General features: G+C 56.6%; 20 protein-coding genes, 1 tRNA gene, 3 rRNA genes and 1 riboswitch. Of the genes, 11 read left to right on the top strand and 13 right to left on the bottom strand.

What is annotated here, in order from left to right:
* Positions 1-55: 55 nt before the first annotated feature.
* From aceA to ACP4QI_RS01000, 7 genes are all read right to left on the bottom strand, one after another.
* Positions 56-1,360, bottom strand: coding sequence for an isocitrate lyase (aceA, locus tag ACP4QI_RS01030; protein ID WP_156262674.1), 1,305 nt, complete (start codon positions 1,358-1,360; stop codon positions 56-58).
* 32 nt (positions 1,361-1,392) lie between these two features.
* Positions 1,393-2,994 (bottom strand): malate synthase A, encoded by a 1,602-nt coding sequence (gene aceB / locus ACP4QI_RS01025; protein WP_426495393.1) that lies wholly within the window; start codon positions 2,992-2,994, stop codon positions 1,393-1,395.
* Between the two features lie 269 nt (positions 2,995-3,263).
* The gene (gene metA, locus ACP4QI_RS01020; protein WP_142487821.1) at positions 3,264-4,193 is read right to left on the bottom strand and encodes a homoserine O-acetyltransferase MetA; all 930 of its coding nucleotides are present in this window, start codon (positions 4,191-4,193) and stop codon (positions 3,264-3,266) included.
* 270 nt (positions 4,194-4,463) lie between these two features.
* A 5S ribosomal RNA gene (gene rrf / locus ACP4QI_RS01015) occupies positions 4,464-4,579 on the bottom strand.
* A 91-nt stretch (positions 4,580-4,670) separates the two neighbouring features.
* Positions 4,671-7,576 (bottom strand): 23S ribosomal RNA (locus tag ACP4QI_RS01010).
* 210 nt (positions 7,577-7,786) lie between these two features.
* Positions 7,787-7,862, bottom strand: a tRNA-Glu gene (locus ACP4QI_RS01005).
* An 86-nt stretch (positions 7,863-7,948) separates the two neighbouring features.
* Positions 7,949-9,490, bottom strand: a 16S ribosomal RNA gene (locus tag ACP4QI_RS01000).
* Together the 16S, 23S and 5S rRNA genes with 1 tRNA gene alongside form the textbook arrangement of a ribosomal RNA operon.
* A gap of 561 nt (positions 9,491-10,051) precedes the next feature.
* Between ACP4QI_RS01000 and purH the strand changes: the two genes are divergently transcribed.
* Together purH and purD are read left to right on the top strand one after the other, a co-directional pair.
* A complete protein-coding gene (gene purH, locus ACP4QI_RS00995; RefSeq protein WP_426496012.1) occupies positions 10,052-11,641 on the top strand; it encodes a bifunctional phosphoribosylaminoimidazolecarboxamide formyltransferase/IMP cyclohydrolase in 1,590 nt (529 codons plus the stop codon).
* A 15-nt stretch (positions 11,642-11,656) separates the two neighbouring features.
* A complete protein-coding gene (purD, locus tag ACP4QI_RS00990) occupies positions 11,657-12,949 on the top strand; it encodes a phosphoribosylamine--glycine ligase (protein ID WP_231313304.1) in 1,293 nt (430 codons plus the stop codon).
* A gap of 42 nt (positions 12,950-12,991) precedes the next feature.
* Here purD and ACP4QI_RS00985 read toward each other — a convergent pair whose 3' ends face one another.
* The 6 genes from ACP4QI_RS00985 to nudC all read right to left on the bottom strand — a co-directional run bounded on the left by ACP4QI_RS00985 (position 12,992) and on the right by nudC (position 17,348).
* Positions 12,992-13,684, bottom strand: a complete 693-nt coding sequence (locus ACP4QI_RS00985; RefSeq protein WP_285129323.1) for a DUF1481 domain-containing protein — start codon at positions 13,682-13,684, stop codon at positions 12,992-12,994.
* Between the two features lie 11 nt (positions 13,685-13,695).
* Positions 13,696-13,968, bottom strand: a complete 273-nt coding sequence (gene hupA / locus ACP4QI_RS00980; protein ID WP_032615913.1) for a nucleoid-associated protein HU-alpha — start codon at positions 13,966-13,968, stop codon at positions 13,696-13,698.
* Positions 13,969-14,154: 186 nt separating this feature from the next.
* A complete protein-coding gene (locus ACP4QI_RS00975; RefSeq protein WP_106996058.1) occupies positions 14,155-14,745 on the bottom strand; it encodes a YjaG family protein in 591 nt (196 codons plus the stop codon).
* Positions 14,746-14,786: 41 nt separating this feature from the next.
* The gene (gene nfi / locus ACP4QI_RS00970) at positions 14,787-15,458 is read right to left on the bottom strand and encodes a deoxyribonuclease V (protein WP_142487817.1); all 672 of its coding nucleotides are present in this window, start codon (positions 15,456-15,458) and stop codon (positions 14,787-14,789) included.
* Between the two features lie 9 nt (positions 15,459-15,467).
* A complete protein-coding gene (gene hemE, locus ACP4QI_RS00965; protein WP_142487816.1) occupies positions 15,468-16,532 on the bottom strand; it encodes a uroporphyrinogen decarboxylase in 1,065 nt (354 codons plus the stop codon).
* Between the two features lie 42 nt (positions 16,533-16,574).
* Positions 16,575-17,348 (bottom strand): NAD(+) diphosphatase, encoded by a 774-nt coding sequence (gene nudC, locus ACP4QI_RS00960; protein WP_285112851.1) that lies wholly within the window; start codon positions 17,346-17,348, stop codon positions 16,575-16,577.
* 95 nt (positions 17,349-17,443) lie between these two features.
* On the opposite strand from nudC, the gene rsd reads away from it, so the two are divergent.
* From rsd to ACP4QI_RS00915, 9 genes are all read left to right on the top strand, one after another.
* A complete protein-coding gene (gene rsd, locus ACP4QI_RS00955; RefSeq protein ID WP_426496011.1) occupies positions 17,444-17,941 on the top strand; it encodes a sigma D regulator in 498 nt (165 codons plus the stop codon).
* 53 nt (positions 17,942-17,994) lie between these two features.
* A riboswitch (TPP riboswitch) is annotated at positions 17,995-18,103 on the top strand.
* Between the two features lie 76 nt (positions 18,104-18,179).
* Positions 18,180-20,075: a phosphomethylpyrimidine synthase ThiC gene (thiC, locus tag ACP4QI_RS00950; protein ID WP_142487813.1), complete on the top strand. Its 1,896-nt coding sequence runs from the start codon at positions 18,180-18,182 to the stop codon at positions 20,073-20,075.
* Positions 20,075-20,710 (top strand): thiamine phosphate synthase, encoded by a 636-nt coding sequence (gene thiE, locus ACP4QI_RS00945; RefSeq protein ID WP_142487812.1) that lies wholly within the window; start codon positions 20,075-20,077, stop codon positions 20,708-20,710. Before thiC ends, thiE begins: the two co-directional genes overlap by 1 nt.
* Positions 20,703-21,458, top strand: coding sequence for a HesA/MoeB/ThiF family protein (locus ACP4QI_RS00940; RefSeq protein WP_426496010.1), 756 nt, complete (start codon positions 20,703-20,705; stop codon positions 21,456-21,458). Before thiE ends, ACP4QI_RS00940 begins: the two co-directional genes overlap by 8 nt.
* Positions 21,442-21,642, top strand: coding sequence for a sulfur carrier protein ThiS (gene thiS / locus ACP4QI_RS00935; protein WP_142487810.1), 201 nt, complete (start codon positions 21,442-21,444; stop codon positions 21,640-21,642). Before ACP4QI_RS00940 ends, thiS begins: the two co-directional genes overlap by 17 nt.
* A 1-nt stretch (position 21,643) precedes the next feature.
* Positions 21,644-22,414: a thiazole synthase gene (thiG, locus tag ACP4QI_RS00930; RefSeq protein WP_285131652.1), complete on the top strand. Its 771-nt coding sequence runs from the start codon at positions 21,644-21,646 to the stop codon at positions 22,412-22,414.
* Positions 22,411-23,544 carry a 2-iminoacetate synthase ThiH gene (gene thiH / locus ACP4QI_RS00925; protein WP_426496009.1) on the top strand — a complete coding sequence of 378 codons (1,134 nt, stop codon included), beginning with the start codon at positions 22,411-22,413 and terminating at the stop codon, positions 23,542-23,544. Before thiG ends, thiH begins: the two co-directional genes overlap by 4 nt.
* Before the next feature lie 292 nt (positions 23,545-23,836).
* A complete protein-coding gene (locus ACP4QI_RS00920) occupies positions 23,837-24,142 on the top strand; it encodes a PTS sugar transporter subunit IIB (RefSeq protein ID WP_039028885.1) in 306 nt (101 codons plus the stop codon).
* Positions 24,143-24,145: 3 nt separating this feature from the next.
* Positions 24,146-24,463 (top strand): PTS lactose/cellobiose transporter subunit IIA, encoded by a 318-nt coding sequence (locus ACP4QI_RS00915; RefSeq protein ID WP_106996047.1) that lies wholly within the window; start codon positions 24,146-24,148, stop codon positions 24,461-24,463.
* Positions 24,464-24,523: the final 60 nt, after the last annotated feature.

The following is a 24,523-nucleotide window of genomic DNA, read 5'->3' as shown; positions in this document are numbered from 1 at the left end:
CCAGGAAACAGAACCGTAGGCCCGGTAAGCGTAGCGCCACCGGGCGTTTCCGTTATCAGAACTGTGCTTCTTCGGTCGAGCCGGTCAGCGCGGTCACGGAGGAGGCGCCGCCCTGAATGATGGTGGTGACTTTGTCGAAGTAGCCCGTTCCCACTTCCTGCTGATGTGAGGCAAAGGTGTAGCCCTTTTGGCTTGCCGCGAACTCCGGCTGCTGGACCTTCTCGACGTAGTGCTTCATCCCCTCGCCCTGGGCGTAGGCGTGCGCCAGGTCGAACATGTTGAACCACATGCTGTGAATGCCCGCGAGGGTGATGAACTGATACTTGTAGCCCATGTCTGACAGCGCCTGCTGGAAGCTGGCGATGGTGTTATCGTCCAGGTTTTTCTGCCAGTTGAAGGACGGTGAGCAGTTATAGGCCAGCAGTTTGCCCGGGTATTTCGCATGAATGGCGTCAGCGAAGCGTTTAGCCAGCGCCAGGTCCGGGGTAGAGGTTTCGCACCACACCAGATCGGCATAAGGAGCATAGGCCAGGCCGCGGCTAATCGCCTGCTCAATGCCGGCATGGGTACGGTAGAAGCCTTCGCTGGTACGTTCCCCGGTAATAAACTGGCTGTCGTAAGGGTCGCAATCGGAGGTGATCAGGTCTGCGGCATCAGCATCGGTACGGGCAATCACCAGCGTCGGAACGCCCAGCACGTCAGCGGCCAGACGGGCAGCCACCAGTTTCTGGATCGCCTCCTGCGTTGGCACCAGCACTTTACCGCCCATATGCCCGCACTTTTTCACCGAGGCCAGCTGATCTTCGAAGTGAACGGCCGCTGCACCGGCTTCAATCATCGATTTCATCAGCTCGAAGGCGTTCAGCACCCCGCCAAAGCCCGCTTCGGCATCGGCGACAATCGGCAGGAAGTAATCCACAAAGCGCGGATCGTTTGGCTCAATGCCGGACGCCCACTGGATCTGATCCGCACGGCGGAAGGTATTGTTGATCCGCTCCACCACCGCCGGGACAGAGTTTGCCGGATAGAGAGACTGATCCGGGTACATGCTGGACGCCAGGTTGGCGTCCGCCGCGACCTGCCAGCCCGACAGATAGACCGCTTCAATGCCCGCTTTCGCCTGCTGCAACGCCTGGCCGCCCGTCAGCGCGCCGAGGCTATTGATGTAACCCTTCTTCGATTCGCCGTGCAGCAGACGCCACATTTTGGCCGCCCCCAGCTGCGCCAGAGTGCACTCGGGGTTGACCGAGCCGCGTAACTTCACCACTTCCTCTGCGCTATAAGGGCGTTCAATGCCTTCCCAGCGCGGTTGAGTCCACTCGTTCTGTAATGCTTCGATTTGTTGGGTACGGGTTTTCATGTGCAGATGCTCCATATTGTTATGTGGTGAAATCAGGCCAGCAGGCGGTAGCCAGGCAGCGTCAGGAAGTCGATGAGCTCATCTGAGGTGGTGATCTGTTCCATCAGGCGTGCGGCGGCGTCGAAGCGGCCGCTGCTGAAGCGGTGCTCGCCCAGCTCGTCCTGAATGTTCAGCATCTCTTCCGACAGCATCTCGCGGAACAGGGCTTTGGTGACCGGTTTGCCGTTGCTGAGGGTCTTCTGATGGTGGATCCACTGCCAGATAGAGGTACGGGAGATCTCAGCGGTAGCGGCATCCTCCATCAGACCGTAAATCGGTACACAGCCGTTGCCGGAGATCCACGCTTCGATGTACTGCACCGCCACGCGGATATTGGCACGCATTCCCTCTTCGGTGCGCTCGCCCTCGCACGGCTCGAGCAGCTGCGCGGCAGTGACTGGCGCATCTCCTTCACGGGTTACGTGCAGCTGATTTTTGCTATCGCCCAGAATGCGGTTGAACACCTCCATGGCGGTATCGGCCAGTCCCGGGTGTGCCACCCAGGTGCCGTCATGGCCGTTGCTGGCTTCCAGCTCCTTGTCGGCCTTCACTTTGTTCAGCACCTGATTGTTACGCTCGCTGTCTTTGCTCGGAATAAAGGCCGCCATGCCGCCCATCGCGAAGGCGCCGCGTTTGTGGCAGGTTTTGATCAGCAGACGCGAGTAGGCATTCAGGAATGATTTGTCCATGGTCACCACCTGGCGATCCGGCAGAACACGATCGGGGTGGTTTTTCAGGGTCTTGATATAGCTGAAAATGTAATCCCAGCGGCCGCAGTTCAGACCAACGATGTGGTCACGCAGGGCATGCAGGATCTCATCCATCTGGAACACCGCCGGCAGGGTTTCAATCAGCAGCGTGGCTTTGATGGTGCCACGCGGCAGGTCGAAACGGTCTTCGGCATAGCTGAAGACCTCACTCCACCAGGCCGCTTCCTGCCAGGATTGGGTTTTCGGCAGGTAGAAATAGGGGCCGCTGCCTTTTGCCAGCAGATTTTTATGGTTATGGAAGAAGTAGAGGGCAAAGTCGAACAGGCTGCCCGGGATCGCTTCCCCGTTCCAGGTAACATGCTTTTCCGGTAAATGCAGGCCGCGCACGCGGCAGACCAGGACCGCCGGGTTGGGTTTAAGCTGATAAATTTTGCCGGCTTCATTGGTGTGACTGATGGTGCCGTTCACCGCGTCGCGCAGGTTGATCTGGCCTTCGATCACTTTGTTCCAGTCAGGCGCCAGCGAATCTTCAAAATCCGCCATAAAGACTTTCACATTGGCATTCAGCGCATTGATCACCATTTTACGCTCTACCGGCCCGGTGATCTCGACGCGTCGGTCCTGCAGATCCTGCGGAATGCCGCGTATCGTCCAGTCACCTTCACGAATGGAAGCAGTTTCCGAAATAAAGTCAGGCAGCTTTCCGTTATCAATGTCTTGCTGCTGCTGGATACGTGCGGCCAGTAACTTATTGCGTTTTGGCGTGAAGCGGGTCACCAGCTCGGTAAGAAACTCAACGGCATCTGGCGTCAGAATCTGCTGCTCCTGCTCGCCATGCGGTTGGTTAAAGGCCAGTTCATCGATAATGGTTGCCTGTTGATTCATTCCACTGCTCCTCGTCGTTGATCCGAATTCATTTCCCCACGCGAACGAAAGATCGTTGTGTAGTTTTCGTTCAGCAAAATTAAGACTATCCATATTTATCGCAAAATCAAAAACTATTTCCATTTTTAATTTAAAATGAACTTAAGCGATTGATATTTATTAGATTAAAAATCATTCATCAAGCGGAGGGGGTTTCGGAAATAAAAAAGGCACCCGAAGGTGCCTTAACTGGAGAGCTGAAACGCTACAGGATCAAGATCCTCAGAGGATTACTCCAGTGTCGGATTCATGTGGCGCAGATCGTATGGGGTGATCTGGTAGACGTAATAGTTGAGCCAGTTAGTAAACAGCAGGTTGCCATGACTGCGCCAGGTTGCCCGCGGTTTGTTCTGCGGATCGTTTTGCGGGAAATAGTTGTAGGGCACGTCCGGGTTCAAACCTGCTTCCACATCGCGGAAATATTCGCTCGCCAGAGTATCGGGATCGTATTCGGGATGACCGGTAACAAAAGCAATACGCTTATCTTTGCTGGCGAACAGATAGGCATCCCCCTCCTCGCTTTCTGCCAGGATCTCCAGATCGGTGTAGTCACGGATCAGTGCTGCCGGGAAATCGGCATAGCGTGAATGGGGAGCAAGGAAGGTGTCATCAAAGCCCCGCGTCAGCAGTGCATGGGGGTGCAGAATATGGTGTTCGTAGACGCCAGAAAGTTTTTCGCTGCGGGTCTGCTTAGGGATACCGTAAAGAATATTGAGTGCCGCCTGCACCGCCCAACAGACAAACAACGTGGAGGTGACGTGATCTTTGGCCCACTCCAGCACCTGCTTAATCTGCGGCCAGTAGGCCACGTCGTTGAACTCAACCAGGCCCAGCGGCGCACCGGTGACAATCAGTCCATCGAAATTGTCGTCGCGGATATCATCAAAGTTACAGTAGAAGTTATTAAGATGCTCCGAAGGCGTGTTGCGGGACTCACGCGCATCAATACGCAACAGCTGAATATCGACCTGGAGGGGGGAGTTTGAGAGCAAGCGGAGGAATTGATTCTCCGTCTCAATCTTCTTCGGCATCAGGTTGAGGATAAGCACCTTCAGAGGACGAATTTCCTGACCTGTAGCGCGCGATGCCTTCATGACAAAGACATTTTCTTCACGCAAGAAATTGACGGCTGGTAGCTCGTCCTGCACCCGAATCGGCATAACCTTAGATCCTCAAAGCATACGTATAAACGTTTAGACATCCAGATAGCTGACAATAACCAGGAATAAGGCAAATGTCGAGTCTGCATGTGAAAGGTGAGAAAGTTTCAAGGAAGGGGGTTGGGTGTGGCAGGATTGCCCGGTGGCGCTACGCTTACCGGGCATACTAAAGCACTGGTCCCGTAGGCCGGGTAAGGCGCAGCCGCCCGGCGGGTTTCCCGCCGCAACGCAAAAAGCCCATCCGGGAGGATGGGCTTTCGCGTGTTTGATGCCTGGCAGTTCCCTACTCTCGCATGGGGAGGCCCCACACTACCATCGGCGCTACGGCGTTTCACTTCTGAGTTCGGCATGGGGTCAGGTGGGACCACCGCGCTACAGCCGCCAGGCAAATTCTGTTGTCACCCCGCCCGCAGGCGCAGTGAATAATCTGTATCAGCTGAAAATCTCTCAAATCCGCCGAAACAGCTTCGGCGTTGTAAGGTTAAGCCTCACGGTTCATTAGTATCGGTTAGCTCAACGCATCGCTGCGCTTACACACCCGACCTATCAACGTCGTCGTCTTCAACGTTCCTTCAGGAGCCTTAAAGGCTCAGGGAGAACTCATCTCGGGGCAAGTTTCGTGCTTAGATGCTTTCAGCACTTATCTCTTCCGCATTTAGCTACCGGGCAGTGCCATTGGCATGACAACCCGAACACCAGTGATGCGTCCACTCCGGTCCTCTCGTACTAGGAGCAGCCCCCCTCAATTCTCCAGCGCCCACGGCAGATAGGGACCGAACTGTCTCACGACGTTCTAAACCCAGCTCGCGTACCACTTTAAACGGCGAACAGCCGTACCCTTGGGACCTACTTCAGCCCCAGGATGTGATGAGCCGACATCGAGGTGCCAAACACCGCCGTCGATATGAACTCTTGGGCGGTATCAGCCTGTTATCCCCGGAGTACCTTTTATCCGTTGAGCGATGGCCCTTCCATACAGAACCACCGGATCACTATGACCTGCTTTCGCACCTGCTCGAGCCGTCACTCTCGCAGTCAAGCTAGCTTATGCCATTGCACTAACCTCCTGATGTCCGACCAGGATTAGCTAACCTTCGTGCTCCTCCGTTACTCTTTAGGAGGAGACCGCCCCAGTCAAACTACCCACCAGACACTGTCCGCAACCCGGATTACGGGTCTACGTTAGAACACCAGCCATTAAAGGGTGGTATTTCAAGGATGGCTCCACGCAGACTGGCGTCCACGCTTCAAAGCCTCCCACCTATCCTACACATCAAGGACCAGTGTTCAGTGTCAAGCTATAGTAAAGGTTCACGGGGTCTTTCCGTCTTGCCGCGGGTACACTGCATCTTCACAGCGATTTCAATTTCACTGAGTCTCGGGTGGAGACAGCCTGGCCATCATTACGCCATTCGTGCAGGTCGGAACTTACCCGACAAGGAATTTCGCTACCTTAGGACCGTTATAGTTACGGCCGCCGTTTACCGGGGCTTCGATCAAGAGCTTCGCGTTGCCGCTAACCCCATCAATTAACCTTCCGGCACCGGGCAGGCGTCACACCGTATACGTCCACTTTCGTGTTTGCACAGTGCTGTGTTTTTAATAAACAGTTGCAGCCAGCTGGTATCTTCGACTGATTTCAGCTCCACCCGCAGGGGCTTCACCTACACATCAGCGTGCCTTCTCCCGAAGTTACGGCACCATTTTGCCTAGTTCCTTCACCCGAGTTCTCTCAAGCGCCTTGGTATTCTCTACCTGACCACCTGTGTCGGTTTGGGGTACGATTTGATGTTACCTGATGCTTAGAGGCTTTTCCTGGAAGCAGGGCATTTGTTGCTTCAGCACCGTAGTGCCTCGTCATCACACCTCAGCGTTAACAAGGCTCCGGATTTACCTGGAACCTCCGCCTACATGCTTAAACCGGGACAACCGTCGCCCGGCCAACATAGCCTTCTCCGTCCCCCCTTCGCAGTAACACCGAGTACAGGAATATTAACCTGTTTCCCATCGACTACGCCTTTCGGCCTCGCCTTAGGGGTCGACTCACCCTGCCCCGATTAACGTTGGACAGGAACCCTTGGTCTTCCGGCGAGCGGGTTTTTCACCCGCTTTATCGTTACTTATGTCAGCATTCGCACTTCTGATACCTCCAGCATGCCTCACAGCACACCTTCGACGGCTTACAGAACGCTCCCCTACCCAACAACACATAGTGTCGCTGCCGCAGCTTCGGTGCATGGTTTAGCCCCGTTACATCTTCCGCGCAGGCCGACTCGACCAGTGAGCTATTACGCTTTCTTTAAATGATGGCTGCTTCTAAGCCAACATCCTGGCTGTCTGTGCCTTCCCACATCGTTTCCCACTTAACCATGACTTTGGGACCTTAGCTGGCGGTCTGGGTTGTTTCCCTCTTCACGACGGACGTTAGCACCCGCCGTGTGTCTCCCGTGATAACATTCTCCGGTATTCGCAGTTTGCATCGGGTTGGTAAGCCGGGATGGCCCCCTAGCCGAAACAGTGCTCTACCCCCGGAGATGAGTTCACGAGGCGCTACCTAAATAGCTTTCGGGGAGAACCAGCTATCTCCCGGTTTGATTGGCCTTTCACCCCCAGCCACAGGTCATCCGCTAATTTTTCAACATTAGTCGGTTCGGTCCTCCAGTTAGTGTTACCCAACCTTCAACCTGCCCATGGCTAGATCACCGGGTTTCGGGTCTATACCCTGCAACTTAACGCCCAGTTAAGACTCGGTTTCCCTTCGGCTCCCCTATACGGTTAACCTTGCTACAGAATATAAGTCGCTGACCCATTATACAAAAGGTACGCAGTCACACCACAAGGGTGCTCCCACTGCTTGTACGTACACGGTTTCAGGTTCTTTTTCACTCCCCTCGCCGGGGTTCTTTTCGCCTTTCCCTCACGGTACTGGTTCACTATCGGTCAGTCAGGAGTATTTAGCCTTGGAGGATGGTCCCCCCATATTCAGACAGGATACCACGTGTCCCGCCCTACTCTTCGAGTTCACAGCAAGTGTATCTTCGTGTACGGGAGTATCACCCTGTACCCTGCGACTTTCCAGACGCTTCCACTGACACACATGCTGATTCAGACTCCGGGCTGCTCCCCGTTCGCTCGCCGCTACTGGGGGAATCTCGGTTGATTTCTTTTCCTCAGGGTACTTAGATGTTTCAGTTCCCCTGGTTCGCTTCGTTAAGCTATGTATTCACTTAACGATAGTGTGACGAGTCACACTGGGTTTCCCCATTCGGAAATCGTCGGTTATAACGGTTCATATCACCTTACCGACGCTTATCGCAGATTAGCACGTCCTTCATCGCCTCTGACTGCCTAGGCATCCACCGTGTACGCTTGGTCGCTTAACCTCACAACCCGAAGATGTTTCACTTCTGATTGCGAAAATTTGAGAGACTCTGACACACCGCTTATCTGCTCTTATTACGGAGAACAGACACGGCGTGTCGTTTCAATTTTCAGCTTGATCCAGATTTTTAAAGAGCAAATATCTCAAACGTAACTCACTGAGTTAGTTTTGAGATATAAAGGCAGGTGACTTTCACTCACAAACCAGCAAGTGGCGTCCCCTAGGGGATTCGAACCCCTGTTACCGCCGTGAAAGGGCGGTGTCCTGGGCCTCTAGACGAAGGGGACACTGAAGTCTGCTTCGGCAAGACGCCTTGCTTTTTACTTTTCATCAGACAATCTGTGTGAGCACTGCAAAGGCAGGTTCTTTAAGGTAAGGAGGTGATCCAACCGCAGGTTCCCCTACGGTTACCTTGTTACGACTTCACCCCAGTCATGAATCACAAAGTGGTAAGCGCCCTCCCGAAGGTTAAGCTACCTACTTCTTTTGCAACCCACTCCCATGGTGTGACGGGCGGTGTGTACAAGGCCCGGGAACGTATTCACCGTAGCATTCTGATCTACGATTACTAGCGATTCCGACTTCATGGAGTCGAGTTGCAGACTCCAATCCGGACTACGACGCACTTTATGAGGTCCGCTTGCTCTCGCGAGGTCGCTTCTCTTTGTATGCGCCATTGTAGCACGTGTGTAGCCCTACTCGTAAGGGCCATGATGACTTGACGTCATCCCCACCTTCCTCCAGTTTATCACTGGCAGTCTCCTTTGAGTTCCCGGCCGAACCGCTGGCAACAAAGGATAAGGGTTGCGCTCGTTGCGGGACTTAACCCAACATTTCACAACACGAGCTGACGACAGCCATGCAGCACCTGTCTCAGAGTTCCCGAAGGCACCAAAGCATCTCTGCTAAGTTCTCTGGATGTCAAGAGTAGGTAAGGTTCTTCGCGTTGCATCGAATTAAACCACATGCTCCACCGCTTGTGCGGGCCCCCGTCAATTCATTTGAGTTTTAACCTTGCGGCCGTACTCCCCAGGCGGTCGACTTAACGCGTTAGCTCCGGAAGCCACTCCTCAAGGGAACAACCTCCAAGTCGACATCGTTTACGGCGTGGACTACCAGGGTATCTAATCCTGTTTGCTCCCCACGCTTTCGCACCTGAGCGTCAGTCTTTGTCCAGGGGGCCGCCTTCGCCACCGGTATTCCTCCAGATCTCTACGCATTTCACCGCTACACCTGGAATTCTACCCCCCTCTACAAGACTCTAGCCTGCCAGTTTCGAATGCAGTTCCCAGGTTGAGCCCGGGGATTTCACATCCGACTTGACAGACCGCCTGCGTGCGCTTTACGCCCAGTAATTCCGATTAACGCTTGCACCCTCCGTATTACCGCGGCTGCTGGCACGGAGTTAGCCGGTGCTTCTTCTGCGAGTAACGTCAATCGATGAGGTTATTAACCTCACCGCCTTCCTCCTCGCTGAAAGTACTTTACAACCCGAAGGCCTTCTTCATACACGCGGCATGGCTGCATCAGGCTTGCGCCCATTGTGCAATATTCCCCACTGCTGCCTCCCGTAGGAGTCTGGACCGTGTCTCAGTTCCAGTGTGGCTGGTCATCCTCTCAGACCAGCTAGGGATCGTCGCCTAGGTGAGCCATTACCCCACCTACTAGCTAATCCCATCTGGGCACATCTGATGGCAAGAGGCCCGAAGGTCCCCCTCTTTGGTCTTGCGACGTTATGCGGTATTAGCTACCGTTTCCAGTAGTTATCCCCCTCCATCAGGCAGTTTCCCAGACATTACTCACCCGTCCGCCGCTCGTCACCCGAAGAGCAAGCTCTTCTGTGCTACCGCTCGACTTGCATGTGTTAGGCCTGCCGCCAGCGTTCAATCTGAGCCATGATCAAACTCTTCAATTTAAGTTTGATGCTCGTGAATTAAACTTCGTAATGAATTACGCATGTTCACTCAGAGACTTTGGTATTCATTTATCGTCTTGCGACGTTAAGAATCCATGTCACTTTGAGTGCCCACACAGATTGTCTGATAAATTGTTAAAGAGCAGTGCAACGCGGCTTTCGCTCACCGTTGCGAGGTGGCGTATATTACGCTTTCCTCTTTCAGAGTCAAGCGTTTATTTTTCGCTTTTCTCTTCAATCAACCCGGCTGTTTGTGTGAAGTAATTCACATCCGCCGTGTCGATGGAGGCGCATTATAGGGAGTTCTCCGCAGCCCGCAACCCTTAAATGACAGAAAAATGACTGACTGCTGCATTCCCCAGCAAAACCCCGCCTTATACCTGATTACTCACAGACTTATCCACAATGCGACGAAAAAGTGAAAATGTGCGAGCGTTGCGCAAACGTTTTCGTTAAAATGCTCGCGCTAAATAAAGCGGCCCCGCCAGGTGTGTTAGTTGAGTTTTTATGTGGAAAATTCACCTAACGCTCTCTGTAATCGTCAAATCCAGGGGATTTACCATGCAACAACGTCGTCCAGTCCGCCGCGCTCTGCTCAGTGTTTCTGATAAAGCCGGTATCGTCGAATTCGCTCAGGCACTTTCTGCACGTGGTGTGGAGCTGCTGTCCACTGGCGGTACCGCCAGCCTGTTAGCAGATAAAGGCCTGCCGGTAACCGAAGTGTCCGATTACACCGGTTTCCCGGAAATGATGGATGGACGCGTCAAAACCCTGCATCCAAAAGTCCACGGCGGCATTCTGGGTCGTCGCGGTCAGGACGACGGCATTATGGATCAGCACGGGATTGCGCCGATCGATATGGTTGTTGTTAACCTCTACCCGTTCGCTCAGACCGTTGCCCGTGAAGGCTGCTCTCTGGAAGATGCGGTAGAGAATATCGATATCGGCGGCCCGACCATGGTGCGCTCCGCCGCCAAGAACCATAAAGATGTTGCCATCGTAGTTAAGAGCAGCGACTACGAGGCCATTATTAAAGAGATGGATGCCAACGAAGGCTCCCTGAATCTCGAGACCCGTTTCGACCTCGCCATTAAAGCGTTCGAACATACCGCCGCCTACGACAGCATGATCGCCAACTACTTCGGTAGCCTGGTGCCAGCCTATCATGGCGAAAGCAAAGATCCTTCCGGCCGCTTCTCACGCACCTTAAACCTGAACTTCATTAAGAAGCAGGATATGCGCTACGGTGAGAACAGCCACCAGCAGGCTGCCTTCTATATAGAAGAAGAGGTTAAAGAAGCCTCCGTTGCCACTGCACAGCAGGTTCAGGGCAAAGCGCTCTCCTATAACAACATCGCGGACACCGACGCGGCGCTGGAGTGCGTGAAAGAGTTCAGCGAGCCGGCCTGCGTGATCGTCAAACACGCGAACCCATGCGGCGTGGCGGTCAGCACCTCGATTCTGGATGCCTACGATCGCGCGTACAAAACCGACCCGACCTCTGCGTTCGGCGGCATTATCGCCTTCAACCGTGAACTGGATGCTGAAACCGCTCAGGCAATTATCTCCCGTCAGTTTGTGGAAGTGATTATCGCCCCTTCCGCCACCGAGGAAGCCCTGAAGATTACCGCGGCGAAACAGAACGTTCGCGTACTGACCTGCGGCCAGTGGGCAGAACGCGTTCCGGGCCTGGACTTCAAGCGTGTGAACGGCGGTCTGTTAGTTCAGGATCGCGATCTGGGTATGGTGACAGAAGCCGACCTGCGCGTGGTCAGCAAGCGTCAGCCGACCGAACAGGAACTGCGTGATGCGCTGTTCTGCTGGAAAGTAGCGAAGTTCGTGAAATCCAACGCCATCGTCTATGCGAAAGAGAACATGACCATCGGGATAGGCGCAGGCCAGATGAGCCGCGTCTACTCCGCGAAAATTGCCGGTATCAAGGCAGGCGATGAAGGTCTGGAAGTGAAAGGCTCCGCCATGGCCTCTGACGCCTTCTTCCCGTTCCGTGACGGTATCGACGCGGCGGCGGCTGTGGGCATCACCTGCGTGATCCAGCCTGGCGGTTCTATCCGCGATGACGAAGTCATTGCCGCTGCCGACGAACACGGTATCGCGATGATCTTCACCGACATGCGTCATTTCCGCCATTAATTTCCGGAGCAGAGAATGAAAGTATTAGTGATTGGTAACGGCGGGCGCGAGCACGCCCTGGCGTGGAAAGCGGCGCAGTCACCGCAGGTGAACACCGTCTTCGTGGCACCGGGTAACGCCGGTACGGCGCTGGAGCCCGCCCTGCAGAACGTCGCCATCGGCGTGACCGATATTCCGGCGCTGCTGAGCTTTGCCCAGAATGAAAAGATCGACCTGACCATCGTCGGCCCGGAAGCGCCGCTGGTAATTGGCGTAGTAGACGCTTTCCGCGCGGCGGGTCTGACCATCTTCGGCCCAACCGAAGGCGCCGCCCAGCTGGAAGGCTCTAAAGCCTTCACCAAAGATTTCCTCGCGCGTCATAACATCCCGACCGCGGAGTATCAGAATTTCACCGAAGTGGAGCCCGCTCTGGCGTATCTGCGTGAGAAAGGCGCGCCGATTGTGATCAAGGCCGACGGTCTGGCCGCCGGTAAAGGCGTGATCGTGGCGATGACCCTCGAAGAGGCAGAGGCCGCGGTTCAGGATATGCTGGCGGGTAATGCCTTTGGCGACGCGGGCCACCGCATCGTGATCGAGGAGTTCCTCGACGGTGAGGAGGCGAGCTTTATCGTGATGGTCGACGGCGAGCACGTCCTGCCGATGGCCACCAGCCAGGATCACAAGCGCGTGGGCGATGCCGATACCGGCCCGAATACCGGCGGTATGGGTGCCTACTCCCCTGCCCCGGTAGTGACGGATGAAGTGCACCAGCGCACCATGGACCGCATCATCTGGCCTACTGTGAAAGGCATGGCGGCTGAAGGCAATACCTACACCGGTTTCCTCTATGCCGGCCTGATGATCGACAAGCTGGGCAACCCGAAGGTAATCGAGTTCAACTGCCGCTTTGGCGATCCGGAAACTCAGCCGATCATGCTGCGCATGAAATCCGATCTGGTAGATCTGTGCCTGGCGGCCTGCGAAGGCAAGCTGGACACGAAAACCTCCGAGTGGGACGAGCGTGCGTCGCTGGGCGTGGTGATTGCGGCGGGTGGTTATCCGGGCAACTACAGCACCGGGGATGAGATCCACGGTCTGCCGCTGGAGCAGGTTGAAGGCGCGAAGGTGTTCCATGCCGGCACTACGCTGTCTGATGACGATCGCGTGCTGACCAACGGCGGCCGCGTCCTGTGCGCCACCGCGCTGGGACATACGGTCGCGGAAGCACAGCAGCGCGCCTATGCCCTGATGGCGGATATTCGCTGGAACGGCAGCTTCAGCCGTAACGATATTGGTTATCGTGCGATTGCGCGGGAGCGAGGGGAGTAACTTTTCCCCCATCCTGACCCTCTCCCTCAAGGGAGAGGGAACTTAAAAACTCTTCTCGGTCGGCTGCCAGGTACAGAAATCTTCGTTAGCCACCAGCAGCAGCTGTGACCCTTCCGGCGCTTCCAGCCACGCCACGCTTACTTCCATAGAGGAGTGGCTCTGACGGCGTCCAATATGTTCCGTCGCCCAGCTATCAAGATCCGGCTTCAGGGTCTGGCCTTCGCAGGTGGTCACGGTGCCATCGGCATGCCAGCGCCCCTGATGCAGCACTACCCGTCCCTGTCGCAGCGCGTCACTGGTCTGACGAACCTGGTCGGCACGGTAGCGATAGAGGTCAATTTGATCGGTGGAGAGTTGCTGCTTAAGACCGCCGATTTCGCGCTGCATAAAGCTCAGCTCACCGTGGTCGTCAAAACGCACCCGCACATGCTCGGGCACCTTGCTGTAGATATTCACGTCAATATAAGCAAGCGTATCACCCTGCCAGCGGTACTCACTGGTGGTGGTACTGCCGCTGTGCCAGGGACTAAAGGCGGAGAGCAGATGGACTTCATCGTCCGTGTCTTTACGCCAGATTCGTACCGCACCCTGATCGTCAGCGTAACCGCTGGCGGTAAAAGGCGGCAGAGAGGCGTCATGGCTGCAGGCGGACAGCAAAAGTATGCTTGCCAGCGCTATTGCCTGGCGCCAGACAGACAAAAGGGGCGAAACCGCCCCCTCGATAAAACTGTTCACTGCTACGCGGCTTACTTAACTGCGTCTTTCAGTGCTTTGCCAGAAACAAATGCTGGCACGTTAGCTGCAGCGATTTTGATTTCGTTACCGGTCTGCGGGTTGCGGCCAGTACGCTCAGCGCGGTGGTTCACTTTGAAGGTACCGAAACCTACCAGTTGTACAGCATCGCCTTCTTTCAGAGACTCAGTAATAGCAGCCAGGGTGGATTCCAGAGCAGCTTTAGCCTGTACTTTAGACAGATCAGCCTTGTCCGCAATTACATCAATCAGTTGAGTCTTGTTCATAAGTTATCCTTTCAATGTGTTTATCGCTTGCTAAGCATCGAGTGCGACGAAAATGCCAAAAAAGCACTCTCCTGCATACACGCACCGATAGCCACTTATTTTCGCCCCCCAAATGTAGACCAGACGGGGGGCAGAAGGGAAGAGTACAGGCATGACAAAACAGGCGTAAAATCACGTTTTATTGTTTCACTGGTGAAGATTTATACCAATGTTACTCTCGCCTGCCTCACGCAAGTCTGCACGCAGACCTTTAATCAGCTCGATATCGCGTTCTTCGCACTCTGCCAGCAAACGGAATATTTCCCACTGGATGTCCCATTCCTGCTCAACGGCCGGGTTTAAACGGAGCTCTTCATCGGTCATTTCACGACCTTCCTGGGTCATCTCCAGCATCGCCACGGAAGTAATTGAGGCCTTACTGACTTCGATGGCATGTTCCAGAGTTTCGCCACTCAGGCGCGAGTGAATCAGTTCACTTAATGCCACACAGGCATCGATCGCCGGATAGACGCCATAGACATCATAGTCATCGGCAGCCGGGATCGCCTCTTCCAGCTTATCGAGCTGAGAATCGAAGTTCACCTTCGCATCTTTGACCGTCAGCGTCTCCCATACCAAATCGAGAATACGGCGATACAGCTGGCCGTCACCAAATTCAGTCTGCTTACAGAACATGGCGTAGTTCGGGTACATGCGTTCGCACAGGCAGGCCATAAAGGTGACATGCTGCCAGCTTTCCAGCTTCTCGAGGCGCAGGTGAATCGGGTTTTGTAACATGATGAAGTCTCGAATCGAAAATTAGCCGCAGTTTACCTGAATCAGCGCTGAATTTCCTGCCATCGCACAAAAGCGGGACGGCCGGAAGCCACCGCATCGGCCCAGCGGGTCGGCTCCGGTAATCGATAGCCCTTCATGCAGCGCTGGACCCACGCCAGCGCGGTGTCGGTACTGACGCGATGGCCGGTGGCGATGAACAGCGGATTGCAGCGCGCCTTACTGCGCCAGACCCACGCCAGCTGTTCGCCTTTGTCCATCAAGGGTGCCAGCGCGCCGGGCTCTGCCGACAGAGGTTCAAACTTACCGCAGAGGCGCTTTTTCGCTACCCCGATGGTCGGCACATCCACCAGCATGCCAAAATGGCTGGCAACGCCGAGACGGCGCGGATGGGAGATCCCGTGGCCATCGACGAACATCAGGTCGGGTCTTTGCGAAAGCTGGTCCCACGCGGCCAGCAGCGCGGGATATTCACGAAAAGAGAGGAATCCGGGGATGTAAGGCATGGTGGTGGCGATACGCGCTACCTGATACTCGACCAGCTCCAGTTCGGGCCAGGTCAGGAGTACTATCGCCGCCCGCGTCACCTCACCGCCCTGCTCAAACCCGACATCCGCCCCGGCAATCAGCGCGGGTGGGTCTTTATCCAGCCGGTCTTCACGGGAAACCGACGCAGCAAGTTTAAGTTGTTGAGCGCGAAGTGACGCAAGATCCATAACGACTCCTTACAGGTGATACTGGGCAGAAAGTCGGTGCACCGCCTCCACAAACACGCCTGCATGTTCTGGCGGTACATCCTGATGAATACCGTGCCCCAGGTTAAACACATGGCCTTCGCCCTGACCGAAGCCCGCCAGAATGGTCGCGACTTCTTCTTCAATACGGGCGGCCGGAGCATACAGCATAGACGGATCCATGTTGCCCTGCAGGGCGACTTTGTCCCCAACGCGGCGGCGCGCATCGGCAATATCGGTAGTCCAGTCGAGGCCCAGCGCATCACAGCCAGTGTCAGCCAGGGCTTCCAGCCACTGACCGCCGCCTTTGGTGAACAGGGTCACCGGCACGCGACGACCTTCGTTTTCACGCAGCAGGCCATCGACAATTTTATGCATGTAGTAGAGCGAGAACTGTTGGTAATCGCGGCCCGTCAGCACCCCACCCCAGGTGTCGAAGATCATCACCGACTGGGCGCCGGCTTTGATCTGCGCGTTCAGGTAGAGGGTGACGCTTTTCGCCAGCTTATCCAGCAGGGCGTGCAGCGCCAGCGGATCGGCGTACATCATCTTCTTGATCACGGTGAAGGCTTTGCTGCTGCCGCCTTCGACCATGTAGGTCGCCAGCGTCCACGGGCTGCCGGAAAAACCGATCAGCGGCACGTCGCCTTTCAGCTCGCGGCGAATGGTGCGCACCGCATTCATCACATAACCGAGCTCCTGCTCCGGGTCCGGGATCGGCAGGTTGTCGATGTCCGCTTTGCTCTTAATCGGCGAGCTAAAGCGCGGGCCTTCGCCGGTTTCAAAGTACAGGCCAAGTCCCATCGCGTCGGGGATAGTCAGGATATCGGAGAAGAGGATCGCCGCGTCCAGCGGATAGCGGCGCAGCGGCTGAAGGGTCACTTCACAGGCCAGCTCCGCGTTTTTGCACAGCGACATAAAATCGCCCGCCTGCGCGCGCGTGGCTTTGTACTCCGGCAAATAGCGGCCCGCCTGGCGCATCATCCATACCGGGGTGATATCAACGGGTTGGCGCAGCAGCGCACGCAGATAACGATCGTTCTTCAGTTCGGTCATTTTTGCAGTTCCTTAAGCGTCTTATCTCCAGTGTAACATGTCTCACACATCGTCAGCCCGACACATTGCCACGGTATCTTCTATCAGGCGGCGCGCCACGGTGCCCGGCGGTGGCAGCAGGGGTAAATCGTCGTAACGATACCAGTCGGCGGACAGCAGCTCTTTCGGATCGATGACGATCTCGCCGCTGTCGTACTCGGCCATAAAGGCGGTCATCAGCGACTGTGGGAACGGCCACGGCTGGGAGGTGACATAACGTAAATTTTTCACCTTAATCCCGCTCTCCTCCATCACTTCTCGCGCCACGGCCTGCTCCAGGGTTTCGCCCACTTCGACAAATCCGGCGAGCACGGTATGCACCCCGTTGCGATGACGGGTGTGTTGCGCCAGTAAGATGGAGTCATCCCGACGGATGGCGACAATAATGCACGGCGCGATTTGCGGGTAATAGCGTTCCCGGCAGTGGCTGCAGAGCATCGCCCACTCGGTTTTGCTCGGGTGCATGGTGTGGCCACAGTAGCCGCAGAACTTATGCGAGCGATAAAACTCGGCAAGCTGCACAGCACGACCCGCCAGCTGGAACAAGCCGACATCGAGATCGAGCACCTGGCGCACCGATCCCATATCGTGACGACGATTTTGTTGGATCAACCACACAGAATCGCCCTTCCACTCACCTATATTTAGTGCGTGTTGCCCCGCAAGATCGAAATTTCCGGCCTCGCCATATGGTAATTCACCACCGGGCAACCATAATTTTTGTTCATGGCTGACTAACCACCAGCCGCGATCCGATTTTTCAATTATACGATCCATATCTATTGCACTACCTTTGCTTCACAGGCATGTTGGTAACAATACTATTACATTTTGGGTGGGCAGCTTTTAATCTTAACCTTGCGGAGTCAAACATGCTAAACCAGCTAGAAAACCTGACAGAGCGCGTTGGCGGAAGTAACAAACTGGTCGATCGCTGGCTGCACGTGCGGAAACATCTGCTTGTTGCCTACTACAATCTCGTTGGCATTAAGCCTGGCAAAGAGTCCTATATGCGCCTGAATGAAAAAGCGCTGGACGATTTCTGTCAGAGCCTGGTCGACTACCTTTCCAACGGTCATTTCAATGTTTATGAACGTTTTATCCGTGAAATGGAAGGCAACAGCCCGTATTTAGCGGCAACCAAACTCTATCCCCTGCTGGAGGCCAATACCCAGCAAATCATGGATTACTATGACTCCACGCTGGAAAACGCCATCGATCAGGATAACTACCTGGAATTTCAGCAGGCGCTTTCCGATATCGGCGAGGCGCTGGAGCAACGCTTTACGCTGGAAGATAACCTGATCGCCCTTGCGCTGGATCACAATCTGAAAGCGAGCAACGAAGATAACGTCGCCCGACCGGCTTGAGTTATTCCTCGTTAACGCGTAGTTTACATTCACTGCTCCCGCTGTAGGGGAGCCTATTCTTGTCGGAGTGCCCAGTGCGAAAGCCGGGCTGAGACCGTTAATTCGGGATCCGCGGAACCTGATCAGGTTAAGACCTGCGAAGGGAACAAGAGTCAATTTATTGTATCGCCCCCGGGCGATCCTCTCTTGCTTCATCCGTCGTCTGACAAGCCACTTCCTGAACTTACTGGAACGAGCTATGTCTGCCACAAAAATGACCCGCCGCGAACAGCGCGCACACGCCCAACACTTTATCGACACCCTGGAAGGCACCGCTTTCCCCAACTCAAAACGCATTTACCTGACGGGTTCGCAGGAGGATATCCGCGTGCCGATGCGCGAGATCCAGCTCAGCCCGACGTTAATCGGCGGCAGCAAAGAGAACCCGCAGTTTGAAGAAAACGAAGCGGTGCCGGTGTACGACACCTCCGGCCCGTACGGCGATCCGGCTGTGGCGATTAATGTCCAGCAGGGTCTGGCGAAGCTGCGCCAGCCGTGGATTGAAGCCCGTAACGACAGCGAAACCCTGAATGCGCAAAGCTCAGCCTATACCCGGGAGCGTCTGGCCGATGACGGGCTGGACGAGCTGCGCTTTACCGGACTGCTCACGCCGAAGCGTGCCAGAGCGGGTAAATGTGTGACCCAGTTGCATTACGCCCGCCAGGGGATAGTGACGCCGGAGATGGAGTTTATTGCCATCCGCGAAAACATGGGCCGCGAGCGCATACGTGGCGAAGTGCTGCGCCACCAGCATCCGGGAGAAGGCTTTGGCGCCCGCCTGCCGGAGAACATCACCCCGGAATTTGTACGTGACGAAGTCGCTGCTGGCCGCGCCATTATTCCGGCCAACATTAACCACCCGGAATCAGAGCCGATGATCATCGGACGTAACTTCCTGGTGAAAGTGAATGCCAACATCGGTAACTCGGCGGTCACCTCCTCCATCGAAGAAGAGGTGGAAAAACTGGTCTGGTCCACCCGCTGGGGCGCGGACACGGTGATGGACCTCTCTACCGGGCGCTATATTCACGAAACCCGCGAGTGGATCCTGCGTAACAGTCCGGTGCCGATTGGCACGGTACCTATCTACCAGGCGCTGGAGAAGGTGAACGGCATTGCGGAAGATCTCACCTGGGAAGCGTTCCGCGATACGCTGCTGGAGCAGGCCGAGCAGGGCGTGGACTACTTCACCATCCACGCGGGCGTGCTGCTGCGCTACGTGCCGATGACCGCCAAACGCCTGACCGGCATCGTCTCCCGCGGCGGTTCTATTATGGCGAAATGGTGCCTGTCCCATCATCAGGAGAACTTCCTGTATGAACACTTCCGCGAGATCTGCGAAATCTGCGCCGCGTACGACGTATCGCTGTCGTTGGGCGATGGCCTGCGTCCGGGCTCCATTCGCGATGCCAACGACGAAGCCCAGTTTGCCGAGCTACATACCCTGGGCGAGCTGACCAAAATTGCCTGGGAGTATGACGTCCAGGTGATGATTGAAGGCCCGGGCCATGTGCCGATGCAGATGATCCGCCGCAACATGACCGAGGAGCTGGAGCACTGCCACGAAGCGCCGTTCTACACCCTGGGGCCGTTGACCACCGACATCGCACCGGGCTATGACCACTTCACCTCCGGAATTGGCGCGGCGATGATCGGATGGTTTGGCTGCGCGATGCTCTGCTACGTCACGCCGAAAGAGCATCTCGGCCTGCCGAATAAAGAGGACGTGAAGCAAGGATTGATCACCTACAAGATTGCCGCCCATGCTGCCGACCTGGCGAAGGGCCATCCGGGGGCGCAGATCCGCGATAACGCCATGTCAAAAGCGCGCTTTGAATTCCGCTGGGAAGATCAGTTCAACCTCGCCCTTGACCCGTTCACCGCCCGCGCCTACCACGACGAAACCCTGCCGCAGGAGTCGGGCAAAGTGGCGCACTTCTGCTCCATGTGCGGGCCAAAATTCTGCTCGATGAAAATCAGCCAGGAAGTGCGCGACTACGCCGCGGCGCAGACCATCGAAGTGGGGATGGCCGATATGTCGGAAACCTTCCGCGCCCGGGGCGGCGAAATCTACCTCAAAAAAGAGGAGGCGTAATGTATCAACCCAACTTTCCGCCGGTGCCCTTTCGCCTGGGGCTCTATCCGGTAGTCGACAGCGTGGCGTGGATCGAACGCCTGCTTGCCGCGGGCGTACAAACGCTCCAGCTGCGCATAAAGGACAAGCAGGAGGATGAGGTCGAAGCCGATATCGTGGCGGCCATTGCCCTGGGGCGTCGCTACAACGCCCGGCTGTTTATCAATGACTACTGGCGCCTGGCGATTAAACATCAGGCTTACGGCGTGCATCTGGGTCAGGAGGATCTGGAGACCACCGATCTTGAGGCCATTCGTGCCGCCGGGTTACGTCTCGGCGTCTCGACCCACGACGATATGGAGATCGACGTGGCGCTGGCGGCGAGTCCGTCCTATATCGCCCTGGGGCACGTTTTCCCTACCCAGACCAAGCAGATGCCTTCCGCCCCTCAGGGGCTGGAGCAGCTGGCCCGGCATATCGAACGACTGGCGGATTACCCCACCGTTGCCATCGGCGGTATCAGTCTCGAGCGCGCCCCGGCGGTACTGGCGACCGGCGTCGGGAGCATCGCGGTAGTAAGCGCCATCACCCAGGCCGATGACTGGCAGGCAGCGACGGCGCAGTTACTGCAACTGGCGGGAGCAGGCGATGAATGACCGTGACTTTATGCGCTACAGCCGCCAGATCCTGCTGGACGATATCGCCATCGACGGGCAGCAGAAGCTGCTCGCCAGCCGGGTCCTGCTGGTCGGTCTCGGCGGATTAGGCGCCCCGGCGGCGCTGTACCTGGCCGGTGCAGGGATCGGCACTCTGGTGCTGGCCGACGATGACGAGGTTCATCTGAGTAATTTGCAGCGCCAGATCCTCTTCACCACCGACGACATCGCCCAGCCAAAGGCGCAGGTAACGCAGCGTCGGCTGCAGCAGCTCAACCCGGATATCCGGCTGATTGCCCTGCAGACGCGCCTGGAAGGCAAAGCGCTGGAGGAGGAGATCGCCCGCGCCGACGTGGTGCTGGACTGCACCGATAACATGGCCACGCGCCAGGCGATCAACGCCGCCTGCGTGATGCTCAATACTCCGCTCATTACCGCCAGCGCTGTGGGTTTTGGTGGCCAGATGATGGTGCTGACGCCGCCCTGGGCGCAGGGCTGTTACCGCTGTCTGTGGCCGGAGGATGACGAGCCGCAACGCAACTGCCGCACCGCAGGGATCGTCGGGCCGGTGGTTGGCGTGATGGGAACCTTACAGGCGCTGGAGGCGATCAAGCTGCTCAGCGGCATTGAGACCCCGCGCAATGCGCTGCGCCTGTTTGATGCCCGGGCGGGCAGCTGGCGACAGCTGGCCCTGCAGCGCGCCAGCGGCTGTGCGGTGTGTGGAGGGCAGCATGCAGATCCTGTTTAACGACGAACCGATGCAGTGCGTGGAAGGTTTAACCGTCGCCACCCTGCTCCACCAGCTGCGCCAGTTAAAACCCGGGGTCGCGCTGGCCCTGAACCAACAGATCCTGCCGCGCGAGCAGTGGGATAAACAGCAGGTCCGCGAAGGCGATCGGATCCTGCTCTTTCAGGTGATTGCCGGAGGCTGAGATGTTACGTATTGCTGATAAAACCTTTGATTCGCATCTGTTTACCGGCACCGGGAAATTCGCCTCGCCGCAGCTGATGGTGGACGCCATTCGCGAGAGCGGCAGCCAACTGGTGACCCTGGCGATGAAGCGGGTCGATCTGCGTCATCACAATGACGCTATTCTGGCGCCGCTGCTGGAGGCGGGCGTGAGCCTGCTGCCCAATACTTCCGGAGCCAAAACCGCGGAGGAAGCCGTGTTCGCCGCCCGACTGGCGCGCGAGGCGCTGGGGACGCACTGGCTCAAACTGGAGATCCATCCCGATGCCCGCTGGCTGCTTCCCGATCCCATCGAGACGCTGAAAGCGGCGGAGATGCTGGTCAAAGAGGGGTTCACGGTGCTGCCCTACTGCGGCGCCGATCCGGTGCTGTGCAAACGGCTCGAAGAGGCGGGTTGCGCCGCGGTGATGCCGCTCGGAGCGCCGATAGGTTCCAATCAGGGGCTGGAAACCCGCGCGATGCTGGAAATTATCATTCAGCAGGCGACGGTGCCGGTGATCGTGGACGCCGGCATCGGCGTGCCCAGCCATGCCGCGCAGGCGCTGGAGATGGGTGCCGATGCCGTGCTGGTCAACACCGCCATTGCGGTCGCGGACGATCCGGTGAGCATGGCACGGGCGTTTCGGCTGGCGGTGGAGGCGGGCGTGCTGGCGCGTCAGTCTGGCCCCGGTTCACGGAGCCCTGAAGCCCAGGCCACGAGCCCGTTAACCGGATTTCTGGAGGCCTTCTCATGAGCACCTTTACCGATCGCTGGCGCCAGCTCGACTGGGACGATATTCGCCTGCGTATCAACAGTAAAACCCCGGCGGACGTTGAACGCGCCCTGAATGCCCGGCAGCCGACGCGCGAGGACATGATGGCCCTGCTCTCGCCCGCAGCCAGCGCGTATCTTGAGCCGATGGCCCAGCGGGCCCAGCGTCTGACGCGCCAGCGCTTTGGCAACACGGTGAGTTTTTATGTTCCGCTCTATCTGTCCAACCTGTGCGCGAACGACTGTACCTACTGCGGCTTTTCAATGAGCAACCACATCAAGCGCAAGACGCTGGATGAAAATGAGATTGCCCGGGAGTGTGCCGCGATCCGCGAGATGGGGTTTGAGCATCTGCTGCTGGTGACCGGCGAGCACCAGACTAAGGTCGGGATGGACTATTTTCGTCGCCATCTTCCGGCCATTCGCCGCCAGTTCGCCTCGTTGCAAATGGAGGTTCAACCCCTGTCAGAAGCCGAATATGGCGAGCTGAAAACGCTGGGGCTGGATGGCGTGCTGGTCTATCAGGAAACCTATCACGAGGCGGTATATGCTCAGCACCATCTGAAAGGTAAAAAGCAGGACTTTTTCTGGCGGCTGGAGACGCCGGATCGACTGGGCCGCGCCGGGATCGACAAGATCGGACTCGGGGCACTGACCGGGCTCTCCGACAGCTGGCGGGTCGACAACTTTATGGTGGCGGAACATCTGCTGTGGCTGCAGCAGCGCTACTGGCAGAGCCGGTACTCGATCTCCTTCCCACGGCTGCGCCCCTGTGCCGGGGGGATCCAGCCCGCGTCGATCATGGATGAACGCCAGCTGGTACAGACCATCTGCGCGTTTCGTCTGCTGGCACCAGAGGTGGAGCTGTCGCTGTCGACCCGGGAATCTCCCGCGTTTCGCGATCGCGTCATTCCTCTGGCCATTAACAACGTCAGTGCTTTTTCAAAAACGCAGCCAGGCGGCTATGCCGACAATCGCCCCGAGCTGGAACAGTTTGCGCCGCACGACAATCGTCGTCCGGAAGAGGTTGCCGAAGCGCTCAGCCTGCAGGGATTACAGCCGGTGTGGAAAGACTGGGATAGCTGGCTGGGACGCGCCTCGCAGCCGGGCTGAGAAAGAATGCAACCCGATGAAGTTATTACGAGGCGTCACGTAACCTGATCAACGGGCCATTGCCAGACTGTGCCCGTATTTTTTACGCTTACTTCGTCAGCAGGGGATGCTGACCAGGGCGGAAAGCTTCTTCCTCGTTTCGCCCTGCCTTTCCCCGTTCTGTAACAGTTGTAACCGGTTTCAGAAAATGCGGGTTTCTTTGTGATGCCTCACACACAATCGCGGTAACGCGGTTGTCGAAGCGGGCGGCGCGGGATAATTATCAATAAACACATGTACATTGAGGCTGACTATGAAGAACATCGTTTTATGCTGTGCAGCGGGAATGTCCACCAGCATGCTGGTTCAACGCATGAAAGACGCCGCGCAGAAAAAAGGGGTCGAAGTAACCATTAAAGCCGTACCGGTTGCTGAGTTTAAAGATGAAATCGCCGCAGCCGACATTGTGTTGCTTGGCCCGCAGGTCAAATACGAACTCAATAATCTTCAGGCACAGGCAGAACCGCTGGGCAAAAAGGTCGCGGTTATCGACATGATGGATTACGGCATGATGAAAGGCGATGCCGTTCTCGAAAAAGCCCTCAAACTGCTGGAGTGACCCATGGACGATTTAGAAACCATCATTATGGAGCTGCTGGTGAATGCCGGTGCAGCCCGCAGTTCAGCATTAACCGCCCTGCAGATGGCGCGTAAAGGCGATTTTGCCGACGCAGAAAAGGCGATGGAAGAGTCGCGCGAATTCGTTAAGCATGCGCATACCATCCAGACGAAGCTGATTGGTATGGATGAAGGCACCGGCAAGCTGCCGGTTAACCTGATTACCGTTCACTCCCAGGATCATCTGATGAACGCGATGGTGATTCAGGATCTGGCGGGAGATATGATCGAGCTGTATCGCCGGTTACCGCTGGTGAACTAACACGCCCGGTGGCGCTACGCTTACCGGGCCTACAACGCCCCCGAACCGTAGGCCGGGTAA

This window comes from Leclercia sp. TB492, assembly GCF_049974505.2.
Classification (GTDB): Bacteria; Pseudomonadota; Gammaproteobacteria; order Enterobacterales; family Enterobacteriaceae; genus Enterobacter; species Enterobacter adecarboxylatus_C.
The sequence above is the reverse complement of the archived record's forward strand: the minus strand, read 5'-3'. Positions and strand labels throughout refer to the sequence as shown.

Bases quoted from the DNA above. Each gene is read 5' to 3' on its own strand.
- nfi (WP_142487817.1), bottom strand. From the start codon at position 15,458: ATGGATCTTGCGTCACTTCGCGCTCAACAACTTAAACTTGCTGCGTCG.
- purD (WP_231313304.1), top strand. From the start codon at position 11,657: ATGAAAGTATTAGTGATTGGTAACGGCGGGCGCGAGCACGCCCTGGCG.
- thiH (WP_426496009.1), top strand. From the start codon at position 22,411: ATGAGCACCTTTACCGATCGCTGGCGCCAGCTCGACTGGGACGATATT.
- aceA (WP_156262674.1), bottom strand. From the start codon at position 1,360: ATGAAAACCCGTACCCAACAAATCGAAGCATTACAGAACGAGTGGACT.
- nudC (WP_285112851.1), bottom strand. From the start codon at position 17,348: ATGGATCGTATAATTGAAAAATCGGATCGCGGCTGGTGGTTAGTCAGC.
- ACP4QI_RS00920 (WP_039028885.1), top strand. From the start codon at position 23,837: ATGAAGAACATCGTTTTATGCTGTGCAGCGGGAATGTCCACCAGCATG.
- hupA (WP_032615913.1), bottom strand. From the start codon at position 13,968: ATGAACAAGACTCAACTGATTGATGTAATTGCGGACAAGGCTGATCTG.
- hemE (WP_142487816.1), bottom strand. From the start codon at position 16,532: ATGACCGAACTGAAGAACGATCGTTATCTGCGTGCGCTGCTGCGCCAA.
- rsd (WP_426496011.1), top strand. From the start codon at position 17,444: ATGCTAAACCAGCTAGAAAACCTGACAGAGCGCGTTGGCGGAAGTAAC.
- thiC (WP_142487813.1), top strand. From the start codon at position 18,180: ATGTCTGCCACAAAAATGACCCGCCGCGAACAGCGCGCACACGCCCAA.
- thiS (WP_142487810.1), top strand. From the start codon at position 21,442: ATGCAGATCCTGTTTAACGACGAACCGATGCAGTGCGTGGAAGGTTTA.
- thiG (WP_285131652.1), top strand. From the start codon at position 21,644: ATGTTACGTATTGCTGATAAAACCTTTGATTCGCATCTGTTTACCGGC.
- ACP4QI_RS00915 (WP_106996047.1), top strand. From the start codon at position 24,146: ATGGACGATTTAGAAACCATCATTATGGAGCTGCTGGTGAATGCCGGT.
- purH (WP_426496012.1), top strand. From the start codon at position 10,052: ATGCAACAACGTCGTCCAGTCCGCCGCGCTCTGCTCAGTGTTTCTGAT.
- metA (WP_142487821.1), bottom strand. From the start codon at position 4,193: ATGCCGATTCGGGTGCAGGACGAGCTACCAGCCGTCAATTTCTTGCGT.
- aceB (WP_426495393.1), bottom strand. From the start codon at position 2,994: ATGAATCAACAGGCAACCATTATCGATGAACTGGCCTTTAACCAACCG.
- thiE (WP_142487812.1), top strand. From the start codon at position 20,075: ATGTATCAACCCAACTTTCCGCCGGTGCCCTTTCGCCTGGGGCTCTAT.
- ACP4QI_RS00940 (WP_426496010.1), top strand. From the start codon at position 20,703: ATGAATGACCGTGACTTTATGCGCTACAGCCGCCAGATCCTGCTGGAC.
- ACP4QI_RS00975 (WP_106996058.1), bottom strand. From the start codon at position 14,745: ATGTTACAAAACCCGATTCACCTGCGCCTCGAGAAGCTGGAAAGCTGG.